The sequence below is a fragment of the Paraburkholderia aromaticivorans genome (genome assembly GCF_002278075.1).
Lineage (GTDB): Bacteria > Pseudomonadota > Gammaproteobacteria > Burkholderiales > Burkholderiaceae > Paraburkholderia > Paraburkholderia aromaticivorans.
Window position 1 is genome coordinate 2,096,250 of sequence record NZ_CP022989.1, and the last position, 25,737, is coordinate 2,121,986.

General features: G+C 66.5%; 22 protein-coding genes. 16 read left to right on the plus strand and 6 right to left on the minus strand.

The features are described from left to right. The first annotated feature begins 1 nt into the window (after position 1). The 15 genes from CJU94_RS09650 (at position 2) to CJU94_RS09720 (ending at position 15,313) form a co-directional block, all read left to right on the plus strand. The gene (locus tag CJU94_RS09650; RefSeq protein ID WP_020069032.1) at positions 2–253 is read left to right on the plus strand and encodes an acyl carrier protein; all 252 of its coding nucleotides are present in this window, start codon (positions 2–4) and stop codon (positions 251–253) included. Then, the gene (locus CJU94_RS09655) at positions 253–915 is read left to right on the plus strand and encodes a COG4648 family protein (RefSeq protein WP_095418497.1); all 663 of its coding nucleotides are present in this window, start codon (positions 253–255) and stop codon (positions 913–915) included. The genes CJU94_RS09650 and CJU94_RS09655 overlap by 1 nt, the downstream gene beginning before the upstream one ends. Beyond that, positions 912–2,606 carry an ApeI family dehydratase gene (locus CJU94_RS09660; protein WP_095418498.1) on the plus strand — a complete coding sequence of 565 codons (1,695 nt, stop codon included), beginning with the start codon at positions 912–914 and terminating at the stop codon, positions 2,604–2,606. Before CJU94_RS09655 ends, CJU94_RS09660 begins: the two co-directional genes overlap by 4 nt. Next, entirely contained in the window at positions 2,603–4,339 is a 1,737-nt protein-coding gene (locus CJU94_RS09665; protein ID WP_095418499.1) for a glycosyltransferase family 2 protein, read from the plus strand. Before CJU94_RS09660 ends, CJU94_RS09665 begins: the two co-directional genes overlap by 4 nt. Further along, on the plus strand, positions 4,326–5,921 hold the full coding sequence (locus CJU94_RS09670; protein ID WP_095418500.1) for an HAL/PAL/TAL family ammonia-lyase: 1,596 nt from the start codon (positions 4,326–4,328) through the stop codon (positions 5,919–5,921). The genes CJU94_RS09665 and CJU94_RS09670 overlap by 14 nt, the downstream gene beginning before the upstream one ends. Beyond that, the gene (locus CJU94_RS09675) at positions 5,918–6,349 is read left to right on the plus strand and encodes an acyl-CoA thioesterase (protein WP_095418501.1); all 432 of its coding nucleotides are present in this window, start codon (positions 5,918–5,920) and stop codon (positions 6,347–6,349) included. Before CJU94_RS09670 ends, CJU94_RS09675 begins: the two co-directional genes overlap by 4 nt. After that, on the plus strand, positions 6,337–7,047 hold the full coding sequence (locus CJU94_RS09680) for a LolA family protein (RefSeq protein WP_095418502.1): 711 nt from the start codon (positions 6,337–6,339) through the stop codon (positions 7,045–7,047). The genes CJU94_RS09675 and CJU94_RS09680 overlap by 13 nt, the downstream gene beginning before the upstream one ends. Then, positions 7,047–9,455, plus strand: a complete 2,409-nt coding sequence (locus CJU94_RS09685; protein ID WP_095418503.1) for an MMPL family transporter — start codon at positions 7,047–7,049, stop codon at positions 9,453–9,455. The genes CJU94_RS09680 and CJU94_RS09685 overlap by 1 nt, the downstream gene beginning before the upstream one ends. Beyond that, positions 9,452–10,633, plus strand: coding sequence for a beta-ketoacyl-[acyl-carrier-protein] synthase family protein (locus CJU94_RS09690; protein WP_095418504.1), 1,182 nt, complete (start codon positions 9,452–9,454; stop codon positions 10,631–10,633). Before CJU94_RS09685 ends, CJU94_RS09690 begins: the two co-directional genes overlap by 4 nt. 44 nt (positions 10,634–10,677) lie before the next feature. After that, positions 10,678–11,163 carry a hotdog family protein gene (locus tag CJU94_RS09695; RefSeq protein ID WP_095420278.1) on the plus strand — a complete coding sequence of 162 codons (486 nt, stop codon included), beginning with the start codon at positions 10,678–10,680 and terminating at the stop codon, positions 11,161–11,163. Beyond that, positions 11,160–11,885, plus strand: a complete 726-nt coding sequence (locus CJU94_RS09700) for a 3-ketoacyl-ACP reductase FabG2 (protein WP_095418505.1) — start codon at positions 11,160–11,162, stop codon at positions 11,883–11,885. Before CJU94_RS09695 ends, CJU94_RS09700 begins: the two co-directional genes overlap by 4 nt. Next, positions 11,885–13,111 carry a beta-ketoacyl-ACP synthase gene (locus CJU94_RS09705; protein ID WP_095418506.1) on the plus strand — a complete coding sequence of 409 codons (1,227 nt, stop codon included), beginning with the start codon at positions 11,885–11,887 and terminating at the stop codon, positions 13,109–13,111. Before CJU94_RS09700 ends, CJU94_RS09705 begins: the two co-directional genes overlap by 1 nt. Further along, complete coding sequence (locus CJU94_RS09710; RefSeq protein WP_095418507.1) at positions 13,108–14,349, plus strand: beta-ketoacyl-[acyl-carrier-protein] synthase family protein; 1,242 nt, start codon at positions 13,108–13,110, stop codon at positions 14,347–14,349. The genes CJU94_RS09705 and CJU94_RS09710 overlap by 4 nt, the downstream gene beginning before the upstream one ends. A 34-nt stretch (positions 14,350–14,383) precedes the next feature. After that, complete coding sequence (locus tag CJU94_RS09715; protein WP_095418508.1) at positions 14,384–14,806, plus strand: signal peptidase; 423 nt, start codon at positions 14,384–14,386, stop codon at positions 14,804–14,806. 63 nt (positions 14,807–14,869) lie between these two features. After that, complete coding sequence (locus tag CJU94_RS09720; RefSeq protein ID WP_095418509.1) at positions 14,870–15,313, plus strand: excinuclease ABC subunit A; 444 nt, start codon at positions 14,870–14,872, stop codon at positions 15,311–15,313. A 180-nt stretch (positions 15,314–15,493) separates the two neighbouring features. On the opposite strand, the gene CJU94_RS09725 is transcribed toward CJU94_RS09720, so the two are convergent. Then, positions 15,494–16,222: a class I SAM-dependent methyltransferase gene (locus CJU94_RS09725; protein WP_095418510.1), complete on the minus strand. Its 729-nt coding sequence runs from the start codon at positions 16,220–16,222 to the stop codon at positions 15,494–15,496. A gap of 108 nt (positions 16,223–16,330) precedes the next feature. On the opposite strand from CJU94_RS09725, the gene CJU94_RS09730 reads away from it, so the two are divergent. Continuing rightward, positions 16,331–17,575, plus strand: a complete 1,245-nt coding sequence (locus CJU94_RS09730; RefSeq protein ID WP_095418511.1) for an NAD(P)/FAD-dependent oxidoreductase — start codon at positions 16,331–16,333, stop codon at positions 17,573–17,575. 103 nt (positions 17,576–17,678) lie between these two features. Here CJU94_RS09730 and guaD read toward each other — a convergent pair whose 3' ends face one another. The 5 genes from guaD to xdhA all read right to left on the minus strand — a co-directional run bounded on the left by guaD (position 17,679) and on the right by xdhA (position 25,380). Then, positions 17,679–19,043, minus strand: coding sequence for a guanine deaminase (gene guaD / locus CJU94_RS09735; RefSeq protein ID WP_095418512.1), 1,365 nt, complete (start codon positions 19,041–19,043; stop codon positions 17,679–17,681). A 104-nt stretch (positions 19,044–19,147) separates the two neighbouring features. Beyond that, positions 19,148–20,200: an adenosine deaminase gene (locus CJU94_RS09740; protein WP_095418513.1), complete on the minus strand. Its 1,053-nt coding sequence runs from the start codon at positions 20,198–20,200 to the stop codon at positions 19,148–19,150. Positions 20,201–20,302: 102 nt separating this feature from the next. Continuing rightward, positions 20,303–21,319 carry a xanthine dehydrogenase accessory protein XdhC gene (xdhC, locus tag CJU94_RS09745; protein ID WP_095418514.1) on the minus strand — a complete coding sequence of 339 codons (1,017 nt, stop codon included), beginning with the start codon at positions 21,317–21,319 and terminating at the stop codon, positions 20,303–20,305. Positions 21,320–21,415: 96 nt separating this feature from the next. Next, positions 21,416–23,833 (minus strand): xanthine dehydrogenase molybdopterin binding subunit, encoded by a 2,418-nt coding sequence (gene xdhB / locus CJU94_RS09750; RefSeq protein ID WP_095418515.1) that lies wholly within the window; start codon positions 23,831–23,833, stop codon positions 21,416–21,418. Beyond that, complete coding sequence (gene xdhA, locus CJU94_RS09755; RefSeq protein ID WP_095420279.1) at positions 23,833–25,380, minus strand: xanthine dehydrogenase small subunit; 1,548 nt, start codon at positions 25,378–25,380, stop codon at positions 23,833–23,835. The genes xdhB and xdhA overlap by 1 nt, the downstream gene beginning before the upstream one ends. Positions 25,381–25,737: the final 357 nt, after the last annotated feature.

A 25,737-nucleotide genomic window follows, 5' to 3' on the forward strand; every position in this document is an offset into this window, starting at 1 on the left:
CGTGTCCGAGGCAGAGATTCTGGAGCGCATCCGCGCCATCTTCAAAGAGAACTTCGCGATCGAGCCTGAGCGTGTCACGCCCGACGCGCATCTGTTCGAAGACCTCGATCTCGACAGCATCGACGCCGTCGACCTCGCGATCAAACTGCAGGAAATGACCGGACGCCGCATCAAGCCGGAAGAGTTCAAGTCGGTGCGTACCGTCGGCGATGTGATCGGTGCGGTCGAATCCCTGCTGGCGGCACAAGGCTGATGTCCGCCGCGCGCTCGCGAACGCAAGCGGCGGCGCAGCGGGCCGACGGTGCCTCGCCCGGCACCGCGCGCCAGCTGGGCAAAACCGCCGTGCAGATCCTGTTGAAGCTCGCGTACCCCGCGCTGATCCTGTGCGCGTGGCGCTGGGACACGCCGCGTTACGTCGGCTGCATGCTGTTCGCGATTCTCTGGCTACAGCGTTGGGCCGGCAGCGGGCCGGTCGCGAGCTCGCTGCGGCGGCTCTCCGCGATCGACTGGACGGTGGTCGGTTTGCTGAGCTGCGCGTCCGCGGCGATCGTGCTGACCAATAGCGAACTGCTGTTGCGTCTTTATCCGTCGCTCGTCAATCTGGGCCTGTTGATTGCGTTCGGCGCGACGCTCGTGCGCGGGCCGTCGATGATCGAAAAATTCGCGCGCCTCGGCAATCCGGACTTGCCGCCAGGCGCGGTGCGCCATACGCGGCGCGTGACCCAGGTGTGGTGTGGATTCTTCGCGCTGAACGGCGCGTTTTCCGCTTATACGGCGCTGTACTGGAGCCGTGCGAACTGGTCGCTCTATAACGGCGCGATCGCTTATGGGCTGATCGGCGTATTGCTGGTGGCCGAGGTCATCTGGCGTTACTTGGTCGTGCTGCCGCGCGCCGCGCGGTCGGAGGCGGCATGATCGCGTTGCACGATCTGTTGTCGGTGGTCGATGCGAGCGCCGCGTTGCCGACACCGGTTTGCCGCGACGGCGCCACCGTGCTCGATCGCGCGGCGTTTCGCGCGCGCGTCGCCGCGTTGATCGCGCTCGTGCAAACGCAGGGCGCGCAACGCTATGCGTTGTGTATCGACGATCCGTTCGATTTCGCCTGCGCGCTCTTCGCGTTGCTTGCGTGCGGCAAGGAGCCGGTGATTCCGGCCAATGCGACGCCGGGCTATCTGGCCGATCTCGCCGATGCTTACGACGCCGTGCTGACCGACGCGGATTTGCCGCCGTTTGCGCCCGGCGCCGAAGCCGCCGTCAACCACGAAGCGCACATCGACGCTCGAGCCCCGCTCACGCTCTACACCTCCGGCAGCAGCGGCCGCCCCAAGCCGATCCGCAAGACGCTCGCGCAATTCAACGCCGAAGTGCATACGCTGGAACAGCAGTGGGGCGCGCTGATCGGCGACGCGACGATGCTTGCGAGCGTGCCGCATCACCACATCTACGGTTTGCTGTTTCGCGTGTTGTGGCCGCTTGCCGCCGGCCGCGCATTCGACCGCGCGATCAGCATCGAACCGCTGCATCTGCAAACGCAGATCGACCAATGCGGCGCGGCGGTGATCGTTTCGACACCCGCGCAATTGTCGCGCTGGCCCGCGTTGCCCGGCTTCGCCGACCTGATGCCGGCGCCGCGCGTCTTCTTCTCGTCGGGCGGGCCGCTCGCGCTCGAGGCCGCGCAGGAATACGCCGCGGCCTATGGCGCCGCGCCGCTCGAGATTTATGGCAGCACGGAAACCGGCGGCATCGCGTGGCGACGCCAGGATCAGACCGACGCGTGGCAGCCGGTGGCGGGCATCGAAGTGCGCCGCGACGAAGACGGCGCACTGAACGTCCGCTCACCGCATCTCGATCACGCGGGCTGGCATCGTACCGACGACAGGATCGCCTTCGACGCCGATGGCCGTTTCCGTCTGCAAGGCCGGCTCGACCGCGTGCTCAAGCTGGACGGCAAACGCGTGTCCTTGCCCGAACTGGAGGCGCGCCTCGCGCTGCATCCGTATGTGGCGCAAGCCGCGATCGTGCCGCTTGCCGGCGCCTCGCGCGAGCGCGTCGGCGCCGTGGTGGCGTTGACTGAAGCGGGCGGCGCGGCATTGCGTGACGAAGGCCGCGTCGCGCTCGCAAAGGTTCTGCGCCGGCATCTCGCCGAATATTTCGACGTGGTGGTGTTGCCGCGCCACTGGCGTTTTCGCGTCACGTTGCCGTTCGACGCGCGCGGCAAACTGCCGGTGGCCGCCGTGGCGGCCGCCTTCGAGCCGCGCAGCGAAGGCGTCGAGGTGCTGGCCGAAGCGCGCAGCGGCGACACGCTGCATTACGAGCTGCGCGTGCCGCCCACGCTCGCGCATTTCGCCGGCCATTTTCCCGGCCTGCCGATTCTGCCCGGCGTCGTCCAGGTCGACTGGGCCATACGTCTTGCCGCCGATCACTTGCCGGCCGTGCGCGCGGTGGCGTCCGTCGATCGTCTGAAGTTCATGGCGCCGGTGTCGCCGGGCGCGGTGCTCGAGCTCACGCTCGCGCACGAGGCGGCGCGCCGGCGCGTGCAGTTCGCGTACCGCGCGAACGGCCGCGAATGCGCGTCCGGCGTAATCGTCTACGGGGCGCCGGCATGACGGCTTTCTCCCCCTGCATCGTCATTCCGATCTACAACCATCAGGACGCGATCGGCGCGACCGTCGCCCATCTCGCGGTTCACGGCCTGCCGTTTTTCGTCGTCGACGACGGCAGCGACGAGGCTACCCAGCAGGTGCTCGCCGCGCTCGCGCAGCAATACGCGGGGCAACTCTCGCTGCTGCGTCTGCCGGTCAACGGCGGCAAAGGCGCGGCGGTGATGGCGGGGCTGCGCGCCGCGCGCAAGGCGGGTTACACGCACGCGTTGCAGATCGACGCCGACGGCCAGCACGACGCCACGGACGTGCCGCGTTTCATCGAAGCGGCGCGCGCCGAACCGGGCGCGGTGATTCTCGGGCGCCCCGTCTACGACGAGAGCGTGCCGAAAGCGCGTCTTTATGGCCGCTATCTGACGCATGTGTGGGTATGGATCGAAACGCTTTCGCTGACCATCCGCGATTCGATGTGCGGCTTTCGCCTCTATCCGCTCGCGCTGGCCTGCAATTTGATCGACAGCGTGAGGCTGCCCACGCGCATGGACTTCGACATCGAAATCCTCGTGCGTCTGTACTGGCGGCGCGCCGCGTTCCGCTCGATCCCGACGCGCGTCACCTATGCAACGGACGGCGTCTCGCATTTCGACGTGCTGTGGGACAACGTGCGCATCAGCCGCAGTCATACGCGGCTCGTGTTCGGCATGCTGTGGCGTCTGCCGATGCTGCTCGCGCACAAGGTGATCCCGCGCCGCGCCGCGCACGCCGAAAGGCAGAGCGAACCGGGCGAGCAGAACGCTCAGGACTGGTGGCGTATCGCCGAACGCGGCAGCCATCTGGGCATGTCGCTGCTCGCGCTCAGTTGCAAGCTGTTCGGCCGGCGCTTCACCGCGCTCTGGCTGCATCCGATCGTCGCGTATTTTCTGCTCACCGGCCGCGCCGCGCGCGAGGCTTCGAGCAACTATTTCAGGCATCTCGGCGCAGCCGCGCCGCAGGGCGGCACGCCCCGTCCCGGCTGGCTGTCCGCGTACCGCCATATGCTGGCGTTCGCGCAGTCGGGCTTCGACAAGCTCGCCGCCTGGTCGGGCCGCGTCAACAACGCCGACGTCAAGTTCGAAGATCCTTCGGCGTTCGAAGCATTGGTGGCGAGCGGCAAGGGCGCGCTCGTGATCGGCGCGCATCTCGGCAATCTGGAGATGACCCGCGCGCTCGCCGCGCAGGGCGCGTATGCGAAGGTCACAGCGGTCGTCTACACGGAGCACGCGCGCCGTTTCAATAGCGTGCTGGCGTCGGCCAATAGCGAGTTCGCGCGGCATCTGCTCGAAGTCCGTGACTTCGGACCCGATACCGCGGTGATGATGCAGGAGCGCGTGGATGCCGGCGAGTTGCTGGTGATCGTCGGCGACCGCGTGCCCGCGCACGAAGCAGGCCGCACGACCGAGGCGCAATTTCTCGGCTCGACCGCGCCGTTCGCGCAGGGGCCTTATGTGCTCGCGCACGCGCTGGGCTGCCCTGTCTATCTGTTCTTCTGTCTGAAAGAGCACGACGGCTACCGTCTTTACTTCGAGCCGTTCGCCGAGCGCATCGAACTGCCGCGCCGCGAACGCGCGCAGCATCTCGCCGCGTGGGCGCAGCGCTATGCCGTGCGTCTCGAACACTATTGCCGCAAGGCACCTTACCAATGGTTCAACTTCTTCGATTTCTGGGCCAGCCCCAAGCGAGGCGCGAATGGCCGAACATGATCTGATCGATGTGCCGAACGCGGGCGCCGGCTTGAAGCCGGCGGCGGTCGTCATCGGCGGGCGCAAGCTGACGATCGAGGAGGTCGTCGCGATCGCGCAGCACGGTGCGCCGGTTGCGTTGAGCGCCGATCCGGCATGGCGCGCGCGCATCCAGCGCGGCGCGGATTTTCTGCGCCGGCATCTGGCCGCGGGCGCGACCGTGTACGGCGTGAACACCGGTTACGGCGACGCCTGCGTGGTCGACGTGCCGACGGACCTGGTCGAAGCGCTGCCGCTGCAACTCACGCGTTATCACGGCTGCGGCATGGGCCAGTATCTCGACGACGCGCAAACGCTCGCGGTGATCGCCGCGCGGCTCAATTCGCTCGCATATGGCTTTTCCGGCGTGCGTTCGGTGTTGCTCGAACGTCTGGCCGATCTGGTCAACCATCGTGTGTTGCCGCGCATTCCGTCGGAAGGCTCGGTCGGCGCGAGCGGCGATCTCACGCCGCTCTCGTATGTGGCCGCCGCGCTGGCGGGCGAACGCGACGTGATGTTCGCAGGGCAGTTGCGCAGCGTGCGCGACGTGTGGACCGAGCTCGGTCAAACGCCGCTCACGCTGGCGCCGAAAGAGGGGCTCGCGCTGATGAACGGCACCGCCGTGATGACGGGTCTCGCCTGTCTTGCGTTCGCGCGCGCCGACCATCTCACGAGGCTTACCGCGCGGCTGACGGCGCTGTGCACCGTCGCGCTCGACGGCCGCGCCGCGCATTTCGACGCCATGCTGTTCGAAGTGAAGCCGCACGCCGGCCAGGCCGAAGCGGCGGCATGGATCCGTGACGACCTGGCCGGGCGCGACGACACGCCGGGCCACCGTCTGCAGGACCGTTATTCGATTCGCTGCGCGCCGCATGTGATCGGCGTGGCGCGCGACGCGCTCTCGTGGGTGCGCCGCGATATCGAGAACGAACTGAACAGCGCGAACGACAACCCGTTGATCGATCCCGACAACGAACGCGTGCTGCACGGCGGCAACTTCTACGGCGGTCATATTGCCTTCGCGATGGATTCGCTGAAGGTGGCCGTCGCCAATCTGGCCGATCTGATGGACCGGCAGCTCGCGCTCCTCGTCGACGTCAATTTCAATAACGGCTTGCCGCGCAATCTGTCGGGCGCGACATCCGCGCGCGCCGCGATCAATCATGGTTTCAAGGCGGTGCAGATTTCGTCGTCCGCATGGACCGCGGAAGCATTGAAGAACACCATGCCCGCCAGCGTGTTCTCGCGCTCCACCGAGGCGCACAACCAGGACAAGGTCAGCATGGGCACGATCGCCGCACGCGACTGTTTGCGCGTGCTGGAACTGACGGAGCAGGTCGCCGCCGCGCATACGCTCGCGACGGTGCAGGCCGCTCGCCTGCGGTTGAAGATCGACAGCGCAACGCCGGTGCCCGCGCCGCTGCGAACGTTTATCGACAGCGTAAGCGCGCAGTCGCCCTTCGTCGAGGAAGACCGCGCGCTCGAACACGAGCTGCGCGCGCTGACCGCGCGCATTGCCGCGTGCGATCTGCTGCGGGACGATCGTGGAGGATCGAACGTATGACCGGGTCCCGCAAGGTGTTGAGCGCGAGCGCGACCGTGGAAGTGCCGTTCCACGACGTCGACGCGATGAACGTGTGCTGGCACGGTCACTATCTGAAGTACTTCGAGATCGGCCGCGCGGCGCTGCTGCGCGCTTTCGACTACGACTATCGCGAGATGCAGGCGTCCGGTTACCTGTGGCCGATCGTGGAGGCGCATCTGAAGTACGTACGGCCGGCCACCTACGGTCAGCAGATCGAAGTGCGCACGCAACTGCTCGAACACGAAAACCGCCTGAAAATAGGCTATGAAATCGTCGATTGCGCGTCTGGCACGCGGCTGACCAAGGGCTATACGATCCAGGTCGCGGTCGATGCCGCGACCCAGGAGTTGCAGTTCGTTTCGCCGCCGGTCGTGTTCGACAAGCTGGAGCGCGTATGGGGACGATGAATGTGCGTGCCGCGCTCGTGGGCGCATTGAGCGCGTTGAGCGTGACGACCGTAGCCGCTGTGTTCGCTGTGTTCGCCGTGACCGCATGGACGCAGCCTGCCGCGGCGGCATCGGCGACCCAGGGCGCGCCTGCCGCGGGCAACCCCGCGCTCGTCGCGCAGATCGCCGCGCGCCTCGCGCAAGCCAAGGGCGTGCGCGCCCAGTTCACGCAGACGCAAACGCTCGCCGCGATGAAGCAGCCGCTCGTCAGCACCGGCTCGCTGGTGTTTTTCCGCGAGCGCGGCGTGATCTGGCAGATCGACAAGCCCTACCAGGCCACCTACATCATCACCGACGCCGGCGTCGCCGAAGTCGACGCCAATGGCGGGCGCGTCACGACTCACGGCGCACAGGGCACGCGCGGCGTCGCGCAAGTCTCGAAGATGATGCGCGCCATGCTCGGCGGCGATCTGTCGGCGCTGTACTCGCAATTCGACGTCGAAGCCCAGGGCAGCGCCGCGCAATGGCGCATGCAACTCACACCGAACCAGCCGCAGATCGCCCAGTCGATCAAAGGTCTGGCGATGAGCGGCGGCGACTATCTACAGAACTTGCGCATCACGCTGGCGAACGGCGACGTCACCCAACTCGAGTTTACAAAGAGCGCGGCCGTCACCGAACTCACCGCGGCTGAGCGCGGCCTGCTCGGGGCGCCGTGATGGAGATGCTGCAACAGCGGTCCACGAAACAGGCGTGGGGCATGCGCGCCGCGTGGTTGCTGCTCGCGTTCGTGGCGGCGCTGTATTGCGGCTGGCGTTTCGCCGGACCGTCGCCGCTGCAAACCAATCTGCTCGCGCTCTTACCCGCGACCGAGGCAGATCCGGTCGCCGAAAAGGCGGTCGATACGCTGGCGAGCGCGCTCGGCGACCGCACGGTTTTTCTGGTCACCAGCAATGACGACGCGCACGCGAAAGCCGCTGCGAAGCAACTGGGCGCTTCATTGCAAAAGAGCGGCGCGTTCGGTTCCGTGACGGCGGAACTGCCGCCGTTCGACCTGTCGCAGATCGCGGCGCTATACATGCCGTACCGGTTCGGCTTGCTGGCGCCGGGCGACCGAACGGCGCTGGCGGGCAACGCCGTGGGCGCCACGCTGCGGGACACGCTTGCCCAGCGCATCTACAGCCCGCTGCGCGGCGGACTCACCACGCCGCTCGCCGACGACCCGTTCGGCTGGCTCGAACATTGGCTCGGCGGCCTGCCGCTCGCCACCTCGAATCTCGAACTCGAAGACAACATGCTGGTGTCGCATCGCGGCGCCGCCACCAGCGTGCTGATCGTCGCGACGCTGCCGGGCTCCGCCTACGAAACGAAGACGCAGCACGCCGTGCTCGCGGCGCTGGCCCAAGGCGAAGGCGCGTTGAAGCAGGCGTTCCCGGATGTCTCGGTGGCGCGAACCGGCGCCGTGTTTTACGCGCAAGCGGCGCGCGGTGCGTCGGAGCATGAAGTGCATCTGATCGGCATTGCTTCGCTGTGCGGCATCGCGCTGCTGATGATGTGGGTGTTCCGCTCACCGCGTCTGCTGTTGTTCGGCTTCGTGTCGACCGCGCTCGGCATTGTCTGCGCGCTGGCGGTGACGATGCTGGTGTTCGGCAAGCTGCATCTGTTGACGCTCGTATTCGGCGCGAGCCTGATTGGCGAGGCCGTCGACTATTCGATTCAGTACTTCGTCGTCTATCTCGGCGCGCAACGCGATTGGGACGCGCATCGTGGCGCGCGCGCCGTGCGTCCCGCGTTGAGCGTGGCGCTCGCGACGAGCCTGCTCGGCTACGCAATCCTCACGTGGGTGCCGTTTCCTGCGCTCAAGCAGATTGCCTGTTTCGCGATCGCGGGCATCACCACGGCGTTCGCCTCCGTGCTGTGGCTGCTGCCCGCGCTGCTCACGCGCGCGCCCAAACGCAGCCCGCAGCGCGTGTTCGCGGGCGCGGCGCGCGTGCTGACCGGGTGGCATCGCACGATCGGCGGCAAGCGGGCGTGGTTCGTGGCGGCACTGTTGCTGTTGCTGGCGATTCCCGGCTGGCTGCGTCTGACCAGCGACGACGATATCCATCTGCTGATCCAGCGCGATCCCGCGCTCGTCGCGCAGGAAGACAAGGTGCGCGAGGCGGTCGGCGTGGATAACAGCGCGCAGTTTTTCGTGGTGCGCGGCGAGACGCCGGAGCTCGTGCTCCAGCGCGCCGAAGCGTTGGGCACGAAACTGGATGCGCTGAACGGCACGGCGAACAAGGTCGGCAGCTATCAGTCGGTCGCGCAATTCGTGCCGTCCGCGAAACAGCAGAATGAAGACCGCGCGTTGCTCGCGCAACGTGTGTTCGACGATCGCGCCGCATTGCGCGCCACGCTCCTGCAAGCCGGCTTCAAGGATGAAGTGGCCGACGCCTGGCTCGCCGCGTACGCGAAACCGCAAACCCCGCTGACGATCGATACGTGGCTCGCGGCGCCGTGGTCGCAACCGTACAGACACCTTTGGCTCGGCGAAGTCGATGCGTCGGCGAAAGCCTATGCCGCGGTCGTCATTCCGCAAGGCGTGACGCCGCGCAACGAACCCGCGCTGATCGCGACCGCGCGAGGTTTGCCTGGCGTCGCGTTCGTCGACAAGGCTGCGAGCGTGTCGAAGCTGTTCGGCGCGTATCGCGTGGATAGCGGCTGGTGGCTCGGCGGCGCATTGTGCCTCGTGCTGGTTCTGCTGATGCTGCGCTATAGCGTGCGCGGCGGCATTGCCGTGGTGTTGCCGGTGCTGCTCGCCGTCGGCGTCACGCTCGCCGTATTCGGCTACGCGCGCGTGCCGCTGAATCTGTTCAACTGGCTCGCGCTGATGCTCGTGCTGGGCGTGGGCGCAAACTATGCCGTGTTCCTGCGCGAAGGCTGTCTGCGCGCGGACGCCGACCTCGGCGCGGTGTGGACGGGCGTGTTGTTGTCGGCGGCCACCACGTTGTTGTCGTTCGGCATGCTCGGCATGAGCGCGATGCCCGCGCTGAAGAGTTTCGGCGCGACGCTCGCGCTCGGCATCGCGGTCTCGGTGCTGCTCGCGCCGATCGGCATGCCATCGGAATCAAGGAGGGTCGCATGAAGGCGCCATCAGTTTATTTGCACGCGCTCGGCATGATCAACGCGCTCGGCGGCGACCTCGAGAGCATTGTCCCGGCGCTCGCCGCCGGCCGCTCGCCGGGTATGGCGAACGCGCATACGGGGATCGGCGAGGCGTTCGTCGGCAGCGTGCTCACGCCGCTGGAGCTCGCGCCGCGCGCCGAACTCGCCCGCTACGACTGCCGCAATAACCGCTTGCTGCTCGCCGCGCTGGCGCAGATCATGCCCGCTGTGGAAGCGGCGCGCGAGCGCTACGGCGCGCACCGTGTCGGCGTGGTGCTCGGCACCAGCACGTCGGGCATCGAAGCGGCCGAAGCCGCCTTCGTCTATCAGGCGCAAGCAGGCGATCTGCCCGCCAACTTCAATTACCGGCAAATGGAAATCGGCACGGCCGCGCCGTTCGCCGCCGCCGGGCTCGGCCTGCATGGTCCGGCGTTCACCATCTCGACCGCGTGCACGTCCAGCGCGAAGGCGTTTGCATCGGCGCGCCGGCTGCTGCAGTTGCACCTGTGCGATGCCGTGGTGGTGGGCGGCGTCGATTCGCTGTGCGAGTTGACGGTGCAGGGTTTCGCATCGCTCGAATCGACCAGCGCCACGCGCGCCAATCCGATGAGCCGCAATCGCTGCGGGATCAACGTCGGCGAAGGCGCGGCCGTGTTCCTGATGAGCCGCGACGAAGCGGCGGTGCGCCTCGCGGGCGTGGGCGAATCGAGCGACGCGCATCACATTTCCTCGCCGGATCCGCAGGGCGTGGGCGGCGAACTCGCGCTGCGCGCGGCGCTTGCCGATGCGGGCATCGAATCGTCGGCGATCGGCTACGTGAATCTGCACGCCACCGCCACGCGCAAGAATGACGAGATGGAAGCCAACCTGATGGCGCGCGTGTTTCCCGGCGGCGTCGCGACGAGCGGCACCAAGCCGCTGACCGGTCACCAGCTCGGCGCGGCGGGCGCCACCGAACTCGGCTTCGCCTGGCTGACGCTGGCGCGTGAGAACGTGCCTTTGCCGCGCCATCTGTGGGACGGCGAAAGCGATCCCGCGCTGCCCGCGCTGGATCTGGTCGAAAACGAGCGCTTCCTCTCGCAAGGCGGCGCGCAATACGCGATGAGCAATTCGTTCGCTTTCGGCGGCAGCAACGTCAGCCTCGTTCTTGCGCGATGAATTGCCCGACGAGTTGCCCGATGAGTTGCCCTATGACCCGCGCGATGCCCCCCACGCCCACCGTTGACGAACTGCTCCAGCAGCCGATCGAAGCGATCATCCCGCATCGCGGCACCATGCTGCTGATCGACGCGGTGCAGACGTTCGACGAAGAGACGCTGAGCGCGCGCGCCACGGTGCGCGCCGACGCGTGGTATGCCGATGCCGACGGCGCCATGCCCGCCTGGATCGGCATCGAACTGATGGCCCAGGCCATTGCCGCGCACGTCGCGTTGCTGGCCATGCGCGGCGGCGGCCGCGCGCGGCCCGGCGTGCTACTCGGCTCGCGCAGCTACAAGGCATTGCAGCCGTCGTTCGCCGGCGGCGCGCAGTTGTCGATTCACGTGACGGAACTGCTGCGCAGCGAAGAAGGCCACGGCGCCTACGAATGCACGATCCGCCATGGCGACGTGGACTGCGCCGAAGCCGTCATCAAGGTATTTCAACCGCCCGATTTTCAGTCATTCATCGAAGGGAGTTTCAATTCATGAGCCGGCGCGTTCTCGTTACCGGCGCAAGCCGCGGCATTGGCCGCGCGATTGCGTACAAGTTGGCCGCCGACGGCTTCGCGGTCTCCGTGCATTGCCGCACCGGGCGCAGCGAAGCCGACGCGGTGGCGACGGGCATCGCCGCGCAGGGCGGCACCGCGCGCGTGCTGCAATTCGACGTGCGCGAGCGCGCCGTGTGCCGCGAAGTGCTCGAAGCGGATGTCGCGGCACACGGCCCGTATTACGGCATCGTATGCAGCGCGGGCGTGACCCGCGACGCCGCGTTCCCGGCGCTCACCGAAGAAGATTGGGACATCGTGATCGAAACCGGTCTCGACTCGTTCTACAACGTCGTGCACCCGTTGACCATGCCGATGGTGCGGGCCCGCAAGGGCGGCCGGATCGTCACGATCGCTTCGGTGTCCGGCGTGATGGGCAACCGCGGCCAGGTCAACTACAGCGCGGCAAAGGCCGGCCTGATCGGCGCGACCAAGGCGCTCGCCGTCGAACTGGCGTCGCGCAGCATCACCGTCAATTGCGTCGCGCCGGGTCTGATCGAAACCGGTATGCTCGACGACATGCCGCTCGAACAGGCGTTGAAGACGGTGCCGATGAACCGCGTCGGCCAGCCTGCCGAGGTGGCGTCCGTGGTCAGCTTCCTGATGTCGGACGCGGCCTCGTATGTCACGCGCCAGGTGATCGGCGTCAATGGCGGGATGATCTGATGAAGCGGGTCGTCATAACCGGCATGGGCGGCGTCACGGCGTTGGGCGATAGCTGGGACGTCATCGAAACGCGTTTGAGGAGCGGCGTGAACGCCGTGCGGCGCATGCCCGAGTGGGATTACTTCGAGTCGCTGCATACGCGGCTCGCGTGTCCGCTGCCGGACTTCACGACGCCCGCGTACTATCCGCGCAAGAAAACCCGCTCGATGGGGCCGGTCTCGATGTATTCGGTGCGCGCGAGCGAACTGGCGCTCGCCGACGCGGGCCTTGCCGACGACGCGCTGATCAAGGACGGCCGCATGGGCGTCGCCTACGGTTCGTCGTCGGGCTCGGTGCAGCCCATCCGTGCATTCGGCACGATGCTCGAAACCGGCTCGATGAGCGACGTCACCTCCAACAGCTACGTACAGATGATGCCGCATACCACCGCGGTCAATGTGAGCCTGTTCTGGGATCTGAAAGGGCGGATCATTCCGACTTCGTGCGCGTGCGCCTCGGGCAGCCAGGCAATCGGCTATGCGTATGAGGCGATCCAGGCCGGCAAGCAGACGCTGATGCTGGCGGGCGGCGCGGAGGAACTGTCGGGTCCGGCGGTCGCCGTGTTCGACACGCTGTACGCCACCAGCACGCGCAACGACGAGCCGCATTTGACGCCGCGTCCATTCGATGCCGCGCGCGACGGCCTCGTGGTCGGCGAGGGCGCGGCCACGCTGGTGCTCGAAGAATACGAACACGCGGTGGCGCGTGGCGCGCGGATTCACGCTGAGATCGTCGGCTTCGGCTGCAACTCGGACGGCGCGCATATGACGCAGCCGACCGCCGAAACCATGGCGCTCGCGATGCAGCTCGCGCTCACCGACGCTCGACTGCCGCCTGAAGCCATTGCCTACGTGAACGCGCACGGCACCTCGACGGATCGCGGCGACATCGCGGAAAGCCATGCGACCGCGCAGACCTTCGGCGCGCGCATGCCGATCAGTTCGCTCAAGAGCTATGTCGGCCACACGCTCGGCGCGTGCGGCGCGCTCGAAGCCTGGTGGACCATCGAGATGATGAAGCGCAACTGGTATGCGCCGACCTTGAATCTGACGAACGTCGATCCGGCCTGCGCACCGCTGGACTACATCGTCGGCACCGGACGCGAGATCGATGCCGGGCATGTGATGAGCAACAACTTCGCGTTCGGCGGCATCAATACGTCGCTGATTTTCAGGCGCGTTCGATGAGCGTGGCGCTGCAACGCGTGGTCGTGACCGGCATGGGCATCGTGTCGTGCCTGGGCAATACGCTCGACGAAGTCTGCGCCGCGTTGCGCACGGGCCGCTCGCGTATCGAGCGGATCGACGCGTGGCGTGAGCGTGGGTTTGCTTCTCAGGTGGCGGGGGTTGCGTCGGTTGCGCACGAGCCGCCGTTCGAGCGCAAGCTCGAACGCTTCATGGGCGACACCGCGCGATTCGCCTGCCATGCGGCGCGCAAGGCGATCGGCGACGCGGGGCTCGATCTGGCGGCGTTGCGCTCGCCGCGCGCCGGCACGGTGATCGGATCGGGCGTCGGCACGATATCCAGTTACGACGCGGCCATGGCCGTCGCCCAGGCTCGCGGCGTCGACAAGGTGCCGCCGTACACGGTGCCGCATGCGATGAGCAGCACCGCGTCGGCCAACGTCGCGCAGGTGTTCGGGCTGGAAGGCGTCGGCTATTCGCCGTCATCGGCGTGCACGACCTCGGCGCTTGCGATCGGCCAGGCCATGCAGTTGATCCAGACCGGCCGCCAGCAGATCGTGCTGGCCGGCGGCAGCGAGTCGCTGCACGACAACATGACGCTCATGTTCGACGCGATGGGCGCGTTGTCGCGCCGCTTCAACGACGCGCCGCATCGCGCGTCGCGCCCGTACGACACGGAGCGCGACGGTTTCGTGATCGCCTCGGGCGGCGGCGTGCTGGTGCTCGAAGCGCTCGATCATGCGCTCGCACGCGGCGCGCGTATCTACGCGGAACTCACCGGATTCGGCGACTGCACGGACAGCTCCGGCATGGTCGCGCCGCGCGCGGCGGGGATCGCGCGCGCCATGCGCGGTGCGCTGAACGAAGCGGGCAAGCGGCCCGACTACGTCAATACGCACGCACCGTCCACTCCGCTCGGCGACCTGGAAGAACTACGCGCGTTGCACGAAGTGTTCGGCGCGGCGTCCGACCGCCGCATGCCGGCGTTTTCGTCGACCAAGGGGATGATGGGGCATCCGCTCGGCGCGTGCGGCGCGCACGAGGCGATCTATACGCTGCTGATGATGCGCGATGGTTTCATCGCGGGCACGGCGGGCATCGACACGCCTGAACCGGCTGTCGAGGGCATGCCGCTCGTGCGTGCGACGCGCGAGGCGCGCATCGGCACGGCGATGTCGGTTTCATTCGGGTTCGGCGGCAGTTGCGCGAGCCTGATGTTCGAAGCATGGCAGGGCGGCTGAAACGGCCGCGACTTTAAAAAACGAGGGCAAAAAAATGAAAAGAATCGCTGTATTGGGCGCGCTGGCGATCGTGGCTTTGACGCAGACGGGATGCGCCACGCAAGTGAAGTCGCTGCCGCTCGCGGCAGCCGGCGGCGAATCGCGCGGCGGCGTGCCGGTGTATTTCGGCCAGCAGGACCACCCGGCGGTCAAGACGCAACTGGGCGACGTGTCGTATTCGGTGCGGATCGCGCGCAAGGTCGCCGGTCCCGACGAAGCCTGTCACGAAGCGCTTGCCGAAGCCGTGCGGAAGTTGCGCGCGGCGGCGAACGAACGCCACGCCAATGCCGTCGTCGACGTGTCGACGCGCTTTCATAGCACCGAGAGCAATTCGTCGACCGACTTCACGTGCGGCGTCAGTCCTAGCGCCGCCGCGATCGCGGTGAAGGGGCAACTCGTCGTGCTGGATTCGAACTGAGCCGAATCGAAAATAGACCGCAATAGAACTCACCAGAGCAACGACAACGACCAAGGAGTCTCAATGAAACGCCACGTGCTGTTTGCCGCATTGTTTGCTTCGTTTGCCACGCTAAGCGCCGCGCCGGCTTTTGCCCGCGACACGGTCAACTACTATCCGGTGGATCAGGCCTTGCAAAGCGAGCCCGGCAAAGTGAGCGAGGACATCTCGCTGTATTTCGCGGGTCAGCACCATCCGGCCGTTTCGAAGACGATGGGCGAATTCGCGACCAACAAGAAGACCAACGCGTTCGGCAAGAGCGATTTGCAAGCCTGCCAGCACGTTTTCCTCTCGGCGGTGATCGAGTTGCAGGAACGCGCGCGCAAGGAAGGCGGCAACGCGGTGATCAACATCAAGAGCAACTACAAGAACGAATTGCGTGAGAGCGCGACCGAGTACACCTGCGGCGCGGGCGCGGTGATCGCCGGCGTGGCGTTGACGGGCGAAGTGGTGACGCTGCGCAAGTGAACGCGGATCCGTGCGCATCGGCGCGATGCCGGCATGAACTGGCGCGAAGGAGCAGCACGAACCCGCGCGAGAGGTAGTGAGAAGGAGCGGGAAGGCGAGGCACTCGCCGCCGCCCCGCGCTGTTTTACCGCATCAGGCGCGTGCCTTGCTGCATGACCATGCCGGGTGCGTTGCCGGGCTCTAGCCGGCTTTGACCGCCGCGACATTGACCAGCGTTTCACGACGCTTGCCGGGTTGCGGACGGTACAGGCCGAGCCGTTCGAGAAGACCGAAGTCTTTCGCGCGGCTCCACCAGAGGTAGGGTAGCGAGATGTTGCGCTCGCTAAAGTTAAAGCCGCCGCGGCGGATCATGTCGAGGTAGCCGTCGGCGCTTTTTTGCACCTGCATGGGATGACGGAACAGCAGCCGGATCACCCACGATTTGATGTACGCATCCGTGGATTCGGCGAACAGCAGCACGCCGCCGGGTTTGAGCACGCGGCGAAACTCGGCGAGCGCGCGTTCCTGCTCGACGAGATGATGGAAGGTTTGATGACAGAACACGATATCGGCGCTCGCGTCGGGCAGCGGCAGCTTCGCGCAGTCGCCATGCAGCAGTTCGATATCGGCGAGCTTGTCGCGACAGGCGCGGGCCGCTTGCGCGGCGAGCGTCAAGGACGGTTCGTGAAAGTCGATGCCGACGATGCGCCGCGGCTTGAACGCCTCGGCGAGCAGACGGAACGACAGCCCCTGGCCGCAGCCGACGTCGACGATCACGGGTGCCTCGGGCAAGGGCGTGTCGATCAAACGTTTGAGGTCGTTGATCGCGACCCGCAGCACATGGTGTTCCCAGGTGTAGGTACGCAGGAACCAGATCCCGAACGCCGTTTCCGGCACGAAAGGGACGCTGGATGATTCGGATGGCGACACGCTGGGCTCCCCGGCGAAATATTGTTCTTGCTGTCAGAGTGTAATTGCAACGAGATGTAAGGATGCAGCGAATCGCTGTTCCGGGCAAGCCAAACGATTGAGGCAAATTTGAGTACACATTCGTCAAAGCGCACGACGGTCGATGTCGTGATCATCGGTGCCGGACCGGCGGGCGCTGTCGCGGCGGCGCTGCTGCGCAAGGCCGGGCGTTCCGTGCTGGTGCTGGAGCGCCAGCATTTCCCGCGCTTCTCCATCGGCGAAAGCCTGCTGCCGCAAAGCATGGCCTACCTCGAAGAGGCGGGCATGCTGCAGGCCGTGGTCGAAGCCGGCTTCCAGTACAAGAACGGCGCGCATTTCGTGTATCGCGACCAGTCGTCGGCGTTCGACTTCCGCGACAAGCATTCACCGGGTTGGGGCACCACCTACCAGGTCGAACGCGCGGTATTCGACGACATCCTGATTCGCTGCGCAGCGGAGCAGGGCGCCGCCGTGCGCTTCGGGCACACGGTGCGCGCGGTTCACACCGGCGCCACGCCGTTGGTCGACGTGGTCGACGAAGCGGATCGCGCGTATCAGGTCGAAGCGCGTTTCGTATTCGACGCAAGCGGCTTCGGCCGCGTGTTGCCGCGCTTGCTGAACCTCGAAGCGCCGACGCGCATGCCCACGCGCGCCGCGCTCTTCACGCACGTGCAGGACGGCATTCCGGCCGGCGTCACCGACCGCAACAAGATCTGCGTGGCGACGCATCCGGAGCGTCGCGACGTGTGGTTCTGGATGATTCCTCTGGCGGGCGGACGCTCGTCGGTGGGCTGTGTCGCCGAGGCGAGTTTTCTCGACGTGCCGGACGCCGGGCGGGACGCGACACTGCGTGAGTTGATCCAGCAGGAGCCGACGCTGAACCGCCTGATCGGCAACGCGCCGTTCCTGATGCCGGTGCGTCACATCGGCGGCTATGCGGCGAACGTGGAGCGCCTGCACGGGCCGGGTTACGCGCTGCTCGGCAATGCGGGCGAGTTTCTCGATCCGGTGTTTTCGTCCGGCGTGACGATCGCGCTGCGCTCGGCGCATCTCGCGGTGCAGACCCTGAACCGGCAACTGGATGGTGAGCCGGTGGACTGGTCGGCGGATTACGACGTGCCGTTGCGCAAGGGCATCGATACGTTCCGCGCGTTCGTCGAGCGCTGGTACACGGGCGCGCTGCAGGACATCATTTTCTATCCGGAGCAGACGCCGTCGATTCGCCGCATGATCAGCGCGGTGCTGGCGGGCTATGCGTGGGACGAGTCGAACCCGTATGTCGCCGATCCGGTGCGGCGGCTGAATGCGTTGCATGAGGTGTGCATGCAGCGGTGATTGGCCCGCGCGATGCGCAGCGGCCTTCACCGCAGGCATGAATGAAAACGGCGCCTCGCAATCGACGCGCCGTTTCTTTATTCAACCGCTTGAATCAGATCGCTCAAGCCGCGATCCTCGCCGCGCCCGCCGCAGCCTGCCGCCCATCATCACGGCGATGCACGCGCTTGCCGGCCGCATACGTTTCGTAGATCGCGCGATCATCGCCGAGCAGCGCGAACGCGAACAGCAGTTCCTCGAGCGACTCGGTGCGCGCGGTGCGGCGCGCGAGCAGCGGCGTTGCGCGCGGATCGAGCACGACGAAGTCCGCTTCCGACTTCGGCTTCAACGTGCCGACCTTGTCCGCGAGATCGAGCGCTTGCGCCGCGCCGGCGGTGGCCAGATAGAACATGCGCGTGGCCGTCAGATGATGGCCGGTGAGGCGCGCCACCTTGTGCGCTTCGTTCATGGTTTGCAGCATCGAGAACGAGGTGCCGCCGCCGACGTCCGTCGCGAGCGCGATCGGCATGCCGGCTTCATCGGCCTTGTCGAAGTCGAACAGGCCGCTGCCGAGGAACAGGTTCGAAGTCGGGCAATGCGAGGCGAGCGTGCCGGTTTGCGCCATGCGCTTGCGGTCTTCCCCGTCGAGGTGGATGCAATGGCCGTACACGGCGCGGCGGCGCAGCAGGCCGTAGTGGTCGTAGATGTCCAGATAGCTGCGGTGGCCCGGGAACAGATCGGCCACCCATTTCACCTCGTCGTGATTTTCCGCGACGTGGCTCTGGATGAAGATATCCGGATGCTTGCCCGCCAGCACGCCGCACGCTTCCAGTTGCGCTTCGGTCGAAGTCGGTGCGAATCGCGGCGTGAGCGCGTACATCTGGCGGCCGCGATTGTGCCAGCGGCCGATCAGCTCGGCGCTGTCGTCGTAGCCCGACTGCGCGGTGTCGCGCAGGAACTCGGGGCAGTTGCGGTCCATCAACACCTTGCCGGCCACCATGCGCAGATTGCGCGCTTCGCTCTCGGTGAAGAGCGCGTCGGCCGATTCCTTATGGACCGTGCAATACACGAGCGCGGTGGTGGTGCCGCACGCCAGCAGTTCTTCGACGAAAAAGCTCGCCGTGTCGCGCGCATAAGCCGGATCGGCGAAGCGGCGCTCGGTCGGGAACGTGTACGTCTCGAGCCACGGCAACAAACCCGGCGCGGGCGACGCGATCATGTCCGTCTGCGGATAGTGAATGTGCGTGTCGATGAAACCCGGCGCGATCAGCTTGTCGCGCATGTCCTGCACCTGGGTGCCGGGCGCGAGTTGCGGCGCGAGCGCCGCATACGCGCCCGCCGCGACGACATGGCCGTCCTCGACGATCAAGAGGCCGTCCTCGTTGAAGATCGCCGCGTGCGGCGATTGCGCGGGATCGCCGTTGAAGGTCAGCAGTTGCGCGCGGAATGCCGATTGGGCTGCTTTGGCCGGGCTGGCAGATTGAGTCATGGGAAAACCGTCTCCGAATGTGAGAAGCTGAACAGCGCGGGCGACGGTTCGATCAAGGGCTCTCACATGCCCCGTGCCGCCGCCGGCTGCGATACATCGGCCCGTCAGCGCGGGCCGCCTGGGTGCCAGTGCGCGTCGAGCTTCGCGATCAGTTCGCGGCGTTGCTCGGGCGTGACGAACGACGCTTCGAAGCTGTTGCGGATGATCGTGTAGACCTCGGCATCGTTGAGCTTCAACGCGTCGATGGTGGCGAGATAGTTGGCGTTCACGTAGCCGCCGAAGTAAGCCGGATCGTCGGAATTCACCGTCACGGCCACGCCGCGATCGAGCAGGTCCTTCAACGTGTGTTTGGTCAGATCGTCGAATACGCAGAGCTTCAGGTTCGACAGCGGGCACACGGTCAATGCAACACGCGAGTCGGCCAGACGCGCGACCAGTGCCGGATCCTCGATGCTGCGCACGCCGTGATCGACGCGGTCCACTTTCAGCAGATCGAGTGCTTCGTAGATATACGAGGGTGGCCCTTCTTCACCCGCATGGGCGACGAGTTTCAGGCCGAGCGCGCGCGCCTTGGCGAAGACGCGTTCGAACTTCGAGGGCGGGTGGCCGCGTTCCGACGAATCGAGGCCCACGCCAATCAGACGATGCTTGTATTGCTCGAACAAAGGCAGCGCTTCTTCGAAGGTGGCGAGCGCATCTTCTTCGGGCAGATGGCGCAGGAAGCACAGAATCAGCTTGCTCGTCATGCCGCGCTTTTCCGCATCGGCGAGCGCGCGCTCGATGCCGGCCACGACGGTCGCGATCGGCACGCCGCGTTCGGTGTGCGTCTGCGGATCGAAGAAGATTTCGCTGTGAATCACGTTGTCCGCGAGGCACCGTTCCACGTAGGCCATCGTCATGTCGTAGAAGTCCTGCTCGTGCAGCAGTACGCTCGCGCCCGCATAGTAGATGTCGAGAAACGATTGCAGGTCGGTGAACGCGTAGGCGGCGCGCAGCGCGTCGATCGAGTCGTAGGCGAGTTTCACGCCGTTGCGCTCGGCAAGCGCGAAAATCAGTTCGGGCTCGAGCGAGCCTTCGATGTGAATGTGCAGTTCGGCCTTCGGCGCCCGTGCGGTTTTCTCGGCCAGCGGCGTGGAGGTAACGGTTGTTGTAGTCATGGTCGGTCAGGAGTTCGTTGGAATGGATTCGCGCCGGATGCGCCGGATGCGCCGGATGCAATAGCTCGATGGCGACGCGGCAAGACTCCGCGCCGCCGCGCATCACACCGCCTGCGTGGCGCGATGCGTGCCCGCGTTCGCCTCGACGGCCTGCAGCACCTGCGCCGCCGCCGAGATCGCGATGATCTCCGGCGACTTGTCGACGATGCCGTCCACGCCGAGCGGGCACTTCATCCGCGCGATCAGCGACGGATCGATGCCGCGCGCGGCCAGCCGGTGCTCGAACTGCTTGCGCTTGCTGTGCGAGCCGATCATGCCGAAGAACGCGAAGTCGCCGCGTCGCAGGATGCGTTCGGCCAACTCGAGATCGCGCGCATGGTTGTGCGTCATCACGATGAAGTACGTGTTCGGCGCGGCCTCGTCGATGGCTTCGTCAGGGGCGTCGTTCGGATCGATCTTCACGTTCGGCGCGTGCAGCGATTGGGCGGGCGGAAATTGCGCGTCGCGCTCGTCCACCCAGCGGACCGCGCAAGGCAGCGTGGCCAGCACGCGAACCAGCGCGGCGCCCACATGGCCGGCGCCGAACAGCACGACCGCAAAGTCGCCAGGCGCGATGGTTTCCGTGAGCAGCGCGCCGCTGTCGTCGAAACCGGCGCCGTCCCACAGCAGGCAGTCAGCTCCGTCGACGCCCGGCTCGGGGTCGGACAGCATCACCGCATCCGGCGCGGGGCCGAATGATACGCTACGCACCGTCGAAAGGCCCGCGGCCACGCGCTTTGCGAGCGACGTGATCCAGCCGAGGTCGCCCACATCCAGCCGCTCGAAAGCGAGTATCACCGCGCCGCCGCAGCACTGGCCGAGGCTCGGGCCGAGCGCGAAGCGCTCCAGCCGGCGCATGTGCGGCGAGCGCATGCCGTCGCGCAGCACCTGGCGCGCGGTCTCGATGGCTTTCCATTCGAGGTGTCCGCCGCCGATGGTGTGCTTCGCCGAATCGCGCGTGACGATCATCTTGGTGCCGGCTTCGCGGGGCGCCGACCCTTCGACGCGCGCGACCGTCACCAGCACGGCGGCGTCGCCATGCGCGAGCAGTTGTTGCAGGTCAGGCAGCCAGGCTTGCATCCGGCGTTCTCCATACAGGGCCGCGCGGGGTGTCCGTGCAGCCGGTTGACTGTGGTCTGACGCGTTCGTGTCGTGTCAGGCCGTGGGCTTATCGTTTCACGCGGTCGTGTCGGTCGTGTCGGTCGTCGCCGGTTCCGTTGCCGATTGGGGCGCGGGCTGCGGCCGCAATGCGTCCAGTGCGTCGAGAATGGCCTCGGGCGTGGCCGGCGCACGCAACGCAGGCGCCTCGCGCGCGTCCGGCACGGCCGCCGCGATCGCATCGCGAATCGCGAGGAACACGGAGAACGGCAACAGCAACGGCGGCTCGCCGACGGCCTTCGAGCGGAACACGGTCGGCTCGGCGTTGCGGTTCTGATAGAGCTGTACATGGAACGCGGCGGGCGTGTCGCTTACCGCGGGAATCTTGTACGTGGACGGCGCGTGCGTCATCAGACGGCCATCGCGGTTCCACCACAGTTCCTCGGTGGTGAGCCAACCCATGCCCTGAATGAAGCCGCCTTCCACCTGGCCGATATCGATCGCCGGGTTGATCGACTGGCCGGCGTCGTGCAGCAGGTCCGCGCGCACCAGTTTCCATTCGCCGGTCAGCGTGTCGATCACGACTTCCGACACCGCCGCGCCGTAGGCGAAATAGTAAAACGGGTGGCCGGTCAGCGTTTTCGCGTCCCAATGCACTTTCGGCGTGGTGTAGAAGCCGTCCGACCACAACTGCACGCGCGCCAGATAGGCCGCGCCGACCAGTTGTTCGAACGGCATCGCGCCGCCGTTCACCGCCACCTGGCCGTTGGCGAATTGCACGTCGCCGGCGTTGCCGCCGAGCTGTCTGGCCGCGAGTTCGGCGAGCCTGTCGCGAATCGTTTTCGCGGCCGCCTCGGCGGCTTTGCCGTTCAGGTCGCTGCCGGTGGAGGCCGCGGTCGCCGATGTGTTGGCGATCTTCGAGGTGTCGGTAGCCGTGACCCGCACGCGGGAAAGCGGCAGACCGAGCGCATTGGCGACCACTTGCGCGACTTTGGTGTTGAGCCCCTGGCCCATCTCCGTGCCGCCGTGGTTGACGAGCACCGAGCCGTCCTTGTACACGTGCACCAGCGCGCCGGCCTGATTCAGAAACGGCACGTTGAACGAGATGCCGAACTTGACCGGCGAAAACGCGAGGCCGCGCTTGAGCACCGGGCTGCCCGCGTTGAACGCCGCGATCGCCTTGCGGCGGGCGCGATAGTCGCTAGTGCCGAGCAGTTCGTCGGTCAGCGGCGCGATGATGTTGTCCTCGACGCGCTGCCCATAGGGTGTCGTATCGCGCTCGCCGATGCCGTAGTAGTTGGCGAGCCGCACGTCGAGCGGGTCGCAGTTCAACTGACGCGCGATGCTGTCGAGCATCACCTCCATCACGAGCGCGCCTTGCGGACCGCCGAAGCCGCGGAACGCGGTGTTCGATTGCGTGTTGGTCTTGCAGCACAGCGCCACGATATCGACATCGGACAGGTAGTACGCGTTGTCGAAGTGGCAGACCGCGCGTGTGGCGACGGCGCCGGACAGGTCGGCGGAATAGCCCGCGCGCAAAGCGATTTCCACGCGCGCGCCGAGAATGCGGCCGCTGTCGTCGAAGCCCGCCTCGTACGCGTAGAGCGCGTCGTGGCGCTTGCCGGTGATCATGAAATCGTCGTCGCGGTCGGCGCGCAGTTTGACCGGACGGCGCAGCAATTTCGCCGCCAGCGAGGCCACGCAGGCGAACAGCGCGGATTGCGACTCCTTGCCGCCAAAGCCGCCGCCCATGCGCCGGCATTCGCACACCACGTTGTGCGCCGGCCAGTCGAGCATATGCGCGACCACCTGCTGCATTTCGCTCGGGTGCTGGGTCGAACTGTAGACGAGCATGCCGTCCATTTCTTTGGGCACCGCATACGCGATCTGGCCTTCCAGATAGAACTGTTCCTGGCCGCCCACTTCGAACGTGCCGCTGATCCGGTTCGGCGCGGCCGCGATCTTCGCAGCCGGTTCGCCGTGTGTCAGATGCAGCGGCGGCAGCACGAACTGCTGGCGGGCCTTCGCTTCGGCGGGTGTGAGCACGGCTTCGAGCGGTTCGTAGCGGATCACGTCGTCGCTTTTTGCGAGCGCGGCTGCACGGCGTGCGAGCTCGTGGCTTTCGGCGATCACGGCGAACACCGGCTGGCCGAGATACTGCACTGTGTCGACGGCAAGAATCGGATCGTCGTGCAGCACCGGGCCGCAATTGTTCTCGCCGGGGATGTCTTCGGCGCTCAGCACGGCGATCACGCCCGGTGCTTTCCTGACCGCGTCCAGATCCATCGACACGATGCGCGCGTGCGCATGGCGCGACAGGCCGAGCGCCGCGTGCAGCGTGCCTTGCAACTCGGGCACGTCGTCCGTGTAGGTGGCTTCGCCGCTCACATGCAGCGCGGCCGATTCATGCGGCAGCGAAACGCCGATCGACGCGTCGCTTTCCTGAGCGGCGGCGTGCGTGGCGGCAGGTTCGATGAAAGCATCGGTCCGGTTCATCACGACGGCTCCTTCGCAACGGCGGCGTCCGGCGCGCCGGCTTCGAACGCGAACGCATTCACGTCGAAGAGGGCGAGCGGCGCGTCATCGCGCGTTTCGAGGTGAAAGCGCCATAACAGATTGCGCGCCACCTTCAGTCGATAGGCGCTCGAAGCGCGCATGTCGGTGAGCGGCTGGTAATCGGCGGCGAGCGCATTCATGGCTTGCCGCGCGGTGCTTTCATCCCATGTTGCGCCAGTCAGAGCGGCTTCGGTTTGCGCGGCCCGCTTCGGCGTGGCGGCCATGCCGCCGAACGCGACGCGGGCCGCGCGGATCGCGCCGTGTTCGTCGACGTGTAGCGCGAACGCCGCGCACACGGCGGAGATATCCTGATCGTAGCGCCTGGACACCTTGTAGGTGCGAAAGCGCAGGTTGCCGACCGGCCGCGGCACGCGCAGCGCCGCGACGAATTCGCCGGCGGCGAGGGCGGTCTTCTGATAGCCGAGGTAGAACGCGTCGAGCGGCAGCGTGCGCGTTTGCTGACCATGGCGCAGCACGACTTCGGCGCCGAGCGCGAGCAGCGCCGGCATCGAATCGCCGATCGGCGAGCCGTTAGCGACATTGCCGCCGAGCGTGCCGGCATTGCGAATCGGCAGCGACGCAAAGCGCGTCCACAGTTCGGCGAGTTCGGGGTAGTCGACGGCAAGTGCCGCGTAAGCGTCTTCCAGCGTGACGGCGGCGCCGATCGTCAGCGTTTGCGCATCGCGCTCGATCGCCTTCAATTCGGCGACGTTGCCGATGTACAGAAGGTCGCCGAGATCGCGGAATTGCTTGGTGACCCACAGCCCGACGTCGGTGCTGCCGGCGAGCAGACGTGCCTGCGGATGCTCGGCGCGCAGTCTGGCGAATGCATCGAGTGAAACCGGCGCATAGAAGGCGGGTGAGCCGAACGCGGCGCCGCGTGTGTCGGGCGCACGGTATTCGAAGGTATCGCGCCGTTGCAGTTTGCGCAGCTGTTGCGCGACGCTCTGGCGGTCCAGCGTCACGCGCGGATAGTGCGGATAGTCGAACATCTTCTGCGCGGCGTCGACAATCGGCCGGTAGCCGGTGCAGCGGCACAGATTGCCGGAGAGCGCGGTATTGATTTCGTCGCGCGTGGGCAGGCCGACGGCGACCGGCTGGTTTTCGTACAGTGCCCACATCGACATCACGAAGCCGGGCGTGCAGAAGCCGCATTGCGAACCGTGGCAGTCGACCATGGCTTGCTGCACGGGATGCAGCGTACCGTCGGCGGCGCGCAGGTCTTCGACCGTGAAGAGCGCGCGGCCGTCGAGCGTGGGCAGGAACTGGATGCAGGCGTTGACCGCTTTCAGCGCGAGGCCGCCTTGAGCGTCCAGTTCGCCGATGACGACCGTGCAGGCGCCGCAGTCGCCTTCCGCACAGCCTTCCTTGGTGCCGGTGCAGTGCAGATCCTCGCGCAGGTGCTGAAGCACGGTGCGCGACGCGGGAACGTCCGCGACCTCACGGACGGACCCCTGGTGATAAAAGCGGATGGTTTGCGTTGTCATGGCGAATCCGAAAGACAGTGCGGACCGGGCGCGCGTTACGCATGGGGTCGCGCCAAAGCCGGCCTCGCGCACGTAGATCGCCATCCAGGTTCGACGATAGCATTACCTTGTCCCAAAAATATTTCCGATGTCGCATGAAGCTTATTCGGAAGCGGTCATGAGATAGGTACGATTCGCGCCGAGGCCGGAAGTTGCGTGGGCGGGGTGCGGGGCGGAAAGCCAGGCGGGGCGGGGTGCGGCGGGGCAAAGCGAGCGTCCATCAGCCGCCGGATCGGGGGATCGTGGACGAAAAAACGCCGGATTTCGCGCTGCCGCAGGTGGCGGCGCGAAATCCGGCGCTGTCAATGCAAGTGGGCC